5 protein-coding genes are annotated in these 7227 nt (G+C 64.9%); all 5 read right to left on the reverse strand.

Annotated features, from left to right (window positions below; translation table 11 throughout):
* Positions 1 to 33: 33 nt before the first annotated feature.
* Positions 34 to 1869, reverse strand: coding sequence for an ABCB family ABC transporter ATP-binding protein/permease (locus ABWP89_RS17075; protein WP_353230845.1), 1836 nt, complete (start codon positions 1867 to 1869; stop codon positions 34 to 36).
* Positions 1870 to 2070: 201 nt separating this feature from the next.
* Positions 2071 to 3141: an aspartyl protease family protein gene (locus tag ABWP89_RS17080; RefSeq protein ID WP_353230829.1), complete on the reverse strand. Its 1071-nt coding sequence runs from the start codon at positions 3139 to 3141 to the stop codon at positions 2071 to 2073.
* Between the two features lie 129 nt (positions 3142 to 3270).
* Positions 3271 to 4146, reverse strand: a complete 876-nt coding sequence (locus ABWP89_RS17085; RefSeq protein WP_353230831.1) for a beta-1,6-N-acetylglucosaminyltransferase — start codon at positions 4144 to 4146, stop codon at positions 3271 to 3273.
* Positions 4147 to 4154: 8 nt separating this feature from the next.
* Complete coding sequence (locus ABWP89_RS17090) at positions 4155 to 5651, reverse strand: oligosaccharide flippase family protein (protein WP_353230833.1); 1497 nt, start codon at positions 5649 to 5651, stop codon at positions 4155 to 4157.
* The gene (locus tag ABWP89_RS17095; protein ID WP_353230835.1) at positions 5648 to 6694 is read right to left on the reverse strand and encodes a glycosyltransferase; all 1047 of its coding nucleotides are present in this window, start codon (positions 6692 to 6694) and stop codon (positions 5648 to 5650) included. Before ABWP89_RS17095 ends, ABWP89_RS17090 begins: the two co-directional genes overlap by 4 nt.
* Between the last annotated feature and the right edge of the window lie 533 nt (positions 6695 to 7227).

Below are 7227 nucleotides of genomic sequence, written 5' to 3' on the forward strand. Positions count from 1 at the left end.
CAGTCAATAGCTGCATGCATTTGACCGACGACCCTACTGCGCCGCCTCCACCAGTTCCTCTTCGCTGCTCTCCGCGGCCTGCCGCATCCACATTTCGGCGTAGAGACCGTCGTGGCGGAGGAGGTCGGCGTGGCTGCCTTGTTCGGCCAGGCGGCCCTGGTCGATGACCAGGATGGTGTCGCTGTCGACGATCGTGGACAGGCGGTGGGCGATGGAGATGGTGGTGCGGTTGCTGGCGATTACGCGCAGGGTGCCCAGGATGTCCTGTTCGGTGCGGGTGTCCAATGCGCTGGTCGCTTCATCAAACAGCAGGATTGGCGGGTTTTTGACCAGTGTGCGGGCGATCGCCACGCGCTGTTTTTCGCCGCCTGACAGTTTTAGGCCGCGTTCGCCGACTTCGGTGTTCAGGCCCTGCGGCAGGCGCGACAGCAGGTCGGTGATCGCCGCGCCGCGCGCTGCCGCTTCGACTTCGATCGCGCCGGCGCCTTCGCGGCCATAGGCAATGTTATATCCGATGGTGTCGTTGAACAGCACCGAATCCTGCGGCACGATGCCCAGCGCCGCGCGCAGGCTCGCCTGCGTGACTTTTGATATATCCTGCCCGTCGATCAGGATGCGGCCCGATTGCGGATCGTAAAAGCGGAACAGCAGCCGCCCGATGGTGGATTTGCCCGCGCCCGATGGCCCGACGATGGCCACGCGGCTGCCCGCCGGCACATCGAACGACAGGCCGTGCAGGATGGTGCGATCGGGGTCATAACCGAACACGACATTGTCAAACGCCACGGCGGCGCGTTTCACGATCAGCCCGGGCGCACCGGGCACGTCGGCCACCTCCACCTCGGTATCGATCAGGCGGAACATTTCCGCCATGTCGGTCAGGCCCTGGCGGATGGTGCGGTAAACCATGCCCAGCATATCCAGCGGGCGGAACAGTTGCGTCAGATAGCTTTGCACAAACACCAATTGCCCGGCGGTATAGATGCCGTGCCACCACCCGACCACGGTATAGGCGAGCGCGCCCGCCATCAGCAGGTTGACCACCAGCGCCTGTGCGATGTTGAGCAGGCCCAGGCTGTTTTCGCTGGAAACCGCGGCATCGGCATAGGCGCGCGTCGCTTCGGCATAGCGGGCCTGTTCGCGCAGTTCGGCGCCGAAATATTTGACCGTTTCGTAATTCAGCAGCGAATCCACCGCGCGTGACAGCGCCTGGCCATCCAGCCGGTTCATCTTTTCGCGCAAATGCGTGCGCCAGTCGGTGATCGCGCGGGTGACCCAGATATAGGCGACCACCGCCAGCGCGGTCGCCGCGACCAGCCCCCAGCCGAAACTTACCCAGAAGATGATCGCCACCACCACCAGTTGCAGCACGGTCGGGGCAATGTTGAACAGCATGAAATACAGCATCGTATCGATGCTTTTGGTGCCGCGTTCGATCACCTTGGTCACTTCGCCGGTGCGGCGCGCCAGGTGGAACCGCATCGACAGCCGGTGCAGCCGGGCAAACACGTGTTCAGCCAGCTTGCGCGTGGCATCCTGGCCCACGCGTTCGAACACGATGTTGCGCACATTGTCGAACACCACGCCGATAAACCGCCCGGCGGCATAGGCCAGCACGGTCAGCATCACGAATTGCAGCGCGCGCGGGCCCGATACGTTCATCGCATCGACCGCCCATTTCAGCGCATAGGGCATCGCCATCTGCACGCCGGTTGACAGCAGCACCAGCACGCTGGCGACCACAATACGCCAGCGCAGCGCCGGATTGTCGCGCGGCCACAGATAGGGAAGGAACCGTTGCAGCGTGCGCCAGCCATCGTGGCGGGGCAGGGGCGATGACGGGGCGGTGTGCGGGTTTTCGGGAGGCATGGGCGTCACATAGGGATTTTGCGGCAAATTGCGAGTGGGTGCCTTTGGCACTTTCGCGCTGCGCGCGAAACAGCCCCCCCGCCCCGCCTCGCGAGCCCGACCACCAATGATACCATCATGCTGTGGTGGTCGGCTCCTCAGCGAAAACGTCCCCCGGACGTTTTCGTGCTCTTCGTCGCGGGAGGCAGGGCGGGGGGTCTGTTACAAACCCGAGGGTGTCTCCGGAATGGCAAACAGGATGCGCCGTGTGCCAAAATCGATCGCCACGCGGTGGAACAGCCGCAATTGCGCCATGCCCAGCAGCAGCGCGGGGCGTTTGCGCAGGCCCAGCCGTTCAAACGGCGGGGCATCGGTAAACGCGATCAGCGTGTTGTTCAGCGTCAGATCGCCCAGTTTCAGCGCATGGGCCAGCCCGACATTGGCGGTGGCGTTCTGCCCGGTGACCGACATCAGCTGTACCGTCGCTTCCTGGTGGTCGCGCAGCAGCGCGCGTTCCAGCGCGGCATTGCCGATCGATGTGTCGGACCCGGTGTCGATCACGATATCGGTGCGCACCCCGTCGATCAGCGCATCGGTCATGATCAATTGCCCGCTTTTGCGCCGGGCGCGCACGATGATTTCATAACCGCGATCACCGCCCAGCGATCGCGCATCGCCGATCGCCATGCGGTTGCCATCGAAATCCAGCAGCACGCGTTGCCCCTGCAACCCGTCCAGCCCGATAATGCCATCGGCGCCGATCGCGGCGGCATCCAGCAGCGGCGTGACCACCCCGTACAGATTGCGCTGGCCCAGGGTGATCGTATCGACGGTGACCATATCAACCTCTCGCAAACCGGCGACGCCGACCAGCATGCCGCGCCCGCTGGGGGCCAGGCCGGCGGCAGTGGCCACGGTGCGCGCGATCACCGTGCGTTCGGCGCCGGTGTCGATCAGGAATGAAAACGGGCCCAGGGTGCGCGTTTCGGATGGTGCGGTAACCACGCCGATCTGCACCGGCACGGTCATGCGGTTATAACGGTCGCGCGCCAGATTGATGACATCGTCTTCAGCGGCGGGCGGGGGATGCGGCGCGCCCACCACATCGTGCACGCCGGCGGTCCCGGCAATGAACGCCGGCAAGGGCGCGCGCGGCGCTGGTGTTGGTATTGGTGTTGTGAGCGGGGCGGTCGCCGCCGAGGCCTCAACCGCCTGCGCTGAAACACACGCCGGCATCAGCGCGCATGACAACGCGGCAAGGATCGTGGCCACCACGGGCTGATGTTTCGGCATTGGCGCTCTGCCCTCTCTCACCAACGGCGATTACGCTGATATCGGGGGCAGGGCCATAGCCCAAATGGACCGGCACACCGCGTTTGCCGTGGTGTGCGGGCCGGCATCTGCGGGTTTAAACCGGTGGGTTCAAAACGGGGGCAGGCCATAGAAAAAATCGTCCGCCATGGCATCCACCTTGCGTGCAAACCACGCCCCGCTGTGCAGCAGTGCGTCGCGGTCGGGCCCACGCAACAATCGGGGATGATTGCCGCCGCTGCTCCAGTCGATATAGCGCCGCGCGGGCCGGATCTGGCCGGCAAACCGCCGCGCCAGCACGGTGGGGGCAACATGTTCATCGGCGCAACTGGTCAGGCGCAGGCGGCCCTGGTCGATCAGCGCCGACATTTCGCGTTCCAGCACCAGTGCCGCGTCCCACGGCAAAGAATACCAGCCGCTGCCCTTCAGCCAGGCTTGCGCATCATAGCGTGGCCGGTGGAGGCCGATGCGGTGGGCCCAGCGCGATGCGATCCAGCTCAACCGCGTTTGCGCGCGCTGCGCATTGGCGGTGATCACGGGCAATCCGGGCAGGGTGATCCGGCGCGTATCAAACCACCAGTCGTCCATGCGGTTGGCCTGTTCGCCCGACCACAGATCCAGATAGACCGCATCGCGCGCTTCGTTTGCCAGGTCGGCGACCATCTGTGCGCGGGTGGTGATTGGCCAGTCGTTGCCGCTGATCAGATGAAAATGGTCGAATGGCGCGGCCAGCGCGCAACGCAGCAGCCGCCGTTGTGCCTCCACCAGACTGGCATGGCCCCAGATCACCTGTGCCGGATCGGCCACCAGCGTCAGCCGGCCGCTGGGGTGGCTGGCAAACCGGGCGCGGCCCTGCCGCCACAGCGCTGACCGGGCATCGATGTGCAGCACCACCCGGTCATCGCTGGCGGGGGCGAGCAGGGTATCGATCAGCCGGCCCAATTGATCCGGCTGGGCATGGGCCATCACGGCATAGACCATCCGCATCGGCAGGGTCAGGCCAGCTGGCGTGCGCGGCGCGCAGTCAGGCGGTTGCGCATGCCGTCGATTTCGTCCTGCAGCGGGTGGCCCAGCACCTTCAGCGCCACCAGCCAGCAGACAATGCCTGCCACGCTCAACAGCCCCAGCGTGATAAGCCCGCAATGCGCAAAACCCGGCAACAGCATGCGCGCCAGCAGCAGCGGCGCCACCGCCGCCAGCGTTGCGCCCGCGCTTTTTGCATAGACCGGGAACAACCGCGCCAGCGGCAGCCCGATCAATTCGCAGACAAAGCTGATGTAAATGCCGAACCACATCGCGCCATAGGCAATGCGCGATGCGGCAGCGGCCTCTACCGACAGCGAAGCGCCGATCAGCAGCAGCACGACCGAGGACAGCGTATCGAGGATATTGCGGAACGTCAGCCGGCCGATCGCGCCATACAGGATGGGGATATCGATCTGCATCGGCACCGCCTCAAACAGCATTTCGCCAATCGCGATCAGCCGCAGCACCGGCGCCACCGCGCTCCAGCGCGGGCCGATCAGTGCATCGACAAGCGGTTCTGCCACCACCGCCAATCCGGCCATGGTAGGCCAGGTGCCGGCGGTAAAGCTGCCGACAATGCGCAGATAGGGCTCATCCAGTGCCTCGCCCTGTCGCTTCATCCGCGCGAACGCCGGGTACAGCACGCTGCCGATCGCGCCGGTCACCAGCGACCGCAATTGCGTGGCGAGGCCGGTTGAACGCGAATAGATCCCGGTCGCGGTCAGGCTGAGCAGTTTGCCGACGATCAGATCGGCCGATCGCGAACCGGCGGCGCCGATCGCAGCCAGAAAGCTGGATTGCGATCCGAACCGCACCACCGCCGAAAGCCCGCGAAACTGCAGCGGAAAGGGCAACGCGGGGTACAGGCATTGCGTCAACACCGCCTTCGCCAGCGCGTTGGCAAGCATGCCCCAGGCCAGCGACATCGCCGAATATCCCGCCGCCGCCAGCCCGATCACGGTCAGCGCCTGTGCGCCGACGCTGATGATGTTGACGGCAAACAGCCGGTTGAACGCCATGGCGCGCGACAGCAGCGCATAGGGAACCACCGAGAACGGCGATACCAGGTAACTGGCGGCGATGGTCACCAGCACCGGCGCCAGCCCGGGTGTGTGATAGAGGATCGCCAGCACGGGCGCGGCCATGACCAGCAGCGCGCCGGTGCCCCATGACGACAGGATCGCCACCGAGGAACAGCGACGGATTTCTTCCGGGTCGAGCGTGTGCAGCGCGGTTACATAGCGGGTCAGCCCGAAATCCTGGAACACGCTGACCATCAATGCGGCGGCCAGCGCGATCGAAAACAGCCCGACCTCTGCCGGCGACAGGAAAAACCGCGATACCACCACCGATGATACGAACTGGATGGCAAAGCCCAGGTATTGCCCGGCCATGGCCCACAGCGCGGCCCCGCGAATGCTCATCGCGGCGGGTTCGGCAGGGCCAGGTGCGGCGGTTTCGGTCATTGTGCCACCAACGTCTGATCATTGCGGGCGCGTGGGCCATTCAGCGTGGTCGCGGCCAGCAGCAGCGCCAGGCGCAGCGCGCGCAGCGGCGCGCCAAACAGCGTGAGCCGCACGACCGTGCGCCACAATCCATCGCGCCGTCCGCCTTCGCGGATAAACCGGCACAGGATGGGGAACCCGTCGCCACACAGCGCAGCGCGGGAATAGAGCAGCGCCGGCGCGACGCGGGCGCGCACCGCGCGGGCCGTGCCGGGCCGCGCAAACAGCCGGTCGAGATCATCGATCGGTGGCATGACCTGCAGCGCCACGGTGGGATCGGTGTGCCCGGCCCGGCGCTCGGCATAGGCCAGGCGTGAAATTGCGGCATTGATCTGCTGTTCGGTGGCGTGGCGGTTGGACACCTGCCCGCTGTAGTGGCGATAGCGCAGCAACCGTTGCGGCAGATTGGCAATGCGGGTGACCGATGCCAACCGCAGCCACAGATCCAGATCCTCGCAATGGCGGAACGCGGGGTGATAGCCACCGACATCCCGCACCAGATCGCGCCGGAACATTACCGCCGGATGGCACAGCAACAGCGCCCCGGTAACGACCGCCGCCACAAAGCCGGCGTGATCGAGCGGATGATCGGCGACATGAAGCGGGTAGGGCGCGCCGTTTTCATCGATGTCCTCGGTCCAGGTGCCCACGACGCCGACCTCTGCATGTTCGCCCAGGAACCGCGCCTGTTGTTCAAACCGGTCGGGCAGGCAGACATCATCGGCATCCATGCGCGCCACCAGCGGAGCGCGTGCCAGGGCCAGCAATTCATTCAGGCTGGCAATCAGGCCCCGGTTCCGCCGCGTAAACACACGCAGGCGCGGATCCCGCGCGGCATAGTCGGCCAGGATTGCGGGCGAAGCATCGGTCGACCCGTCATCCATCACCAGGAATTCAAAATCGGGACAGGTCTGCGCCAGCACGCTGTCGATTGCCGCGGCCAGAAAGCGTTCGCCGTTATAGACACTCATCGCCACACTGATACCGGGTGCGAAAGGCTGCATGTCTCATCCAGAAGCGCCAGCGCAAACACGCGCGGGCAGGGCAATGTACCAGAAGTGTGGCCGTGTTCATAAGGTTAGGCCATTCGTCGTAAACAAAGCGTGTCCTGCGGCGCCATGGCGGCGATATCGGTGCAGCGATGCCCCGACAGCTGGGTCAGGCACGCAGAATCGGGCATCCGAATCCGACTCGCGGGCCAAAAACCGGCGTTGCCGCTGGCAAATTCCGGGCTTGCAGCAATCCCGGTCTGGCCAAGCGTGCCTGAAACCCGCGGAAATCTGCGGGTTCGTGCAAGTGTTGCAAAAAAAATGCAAAATCCCGTTGACCGTCCGGAACACCCCCCATATAGGCGGCTTCACCGAGGGGGAGTGGCCCGGTTTTACCGGCTCCCAACCGCTTCGGTCGCTGACATAGACGGACAATCTCTTCCTCGAAAGAAAAATCGGGGGGGGATGGTTGTCCGCCTGATGTTGTCGGCGCTTCTTTGACATTGTTGATAGATGAAGGGACATGTGGGCGACGGCGCCTGCACCTG

The sequence above is a fragment of the Novosphingobium sp. genome (genome assembly GCF_040398825.1).
Classification (GTDB): Bacteria; Pseudomonadota; Alphaproteobacteria; order Sphingomonadales; family Sphingomonadaceae; genus Novosphingobium.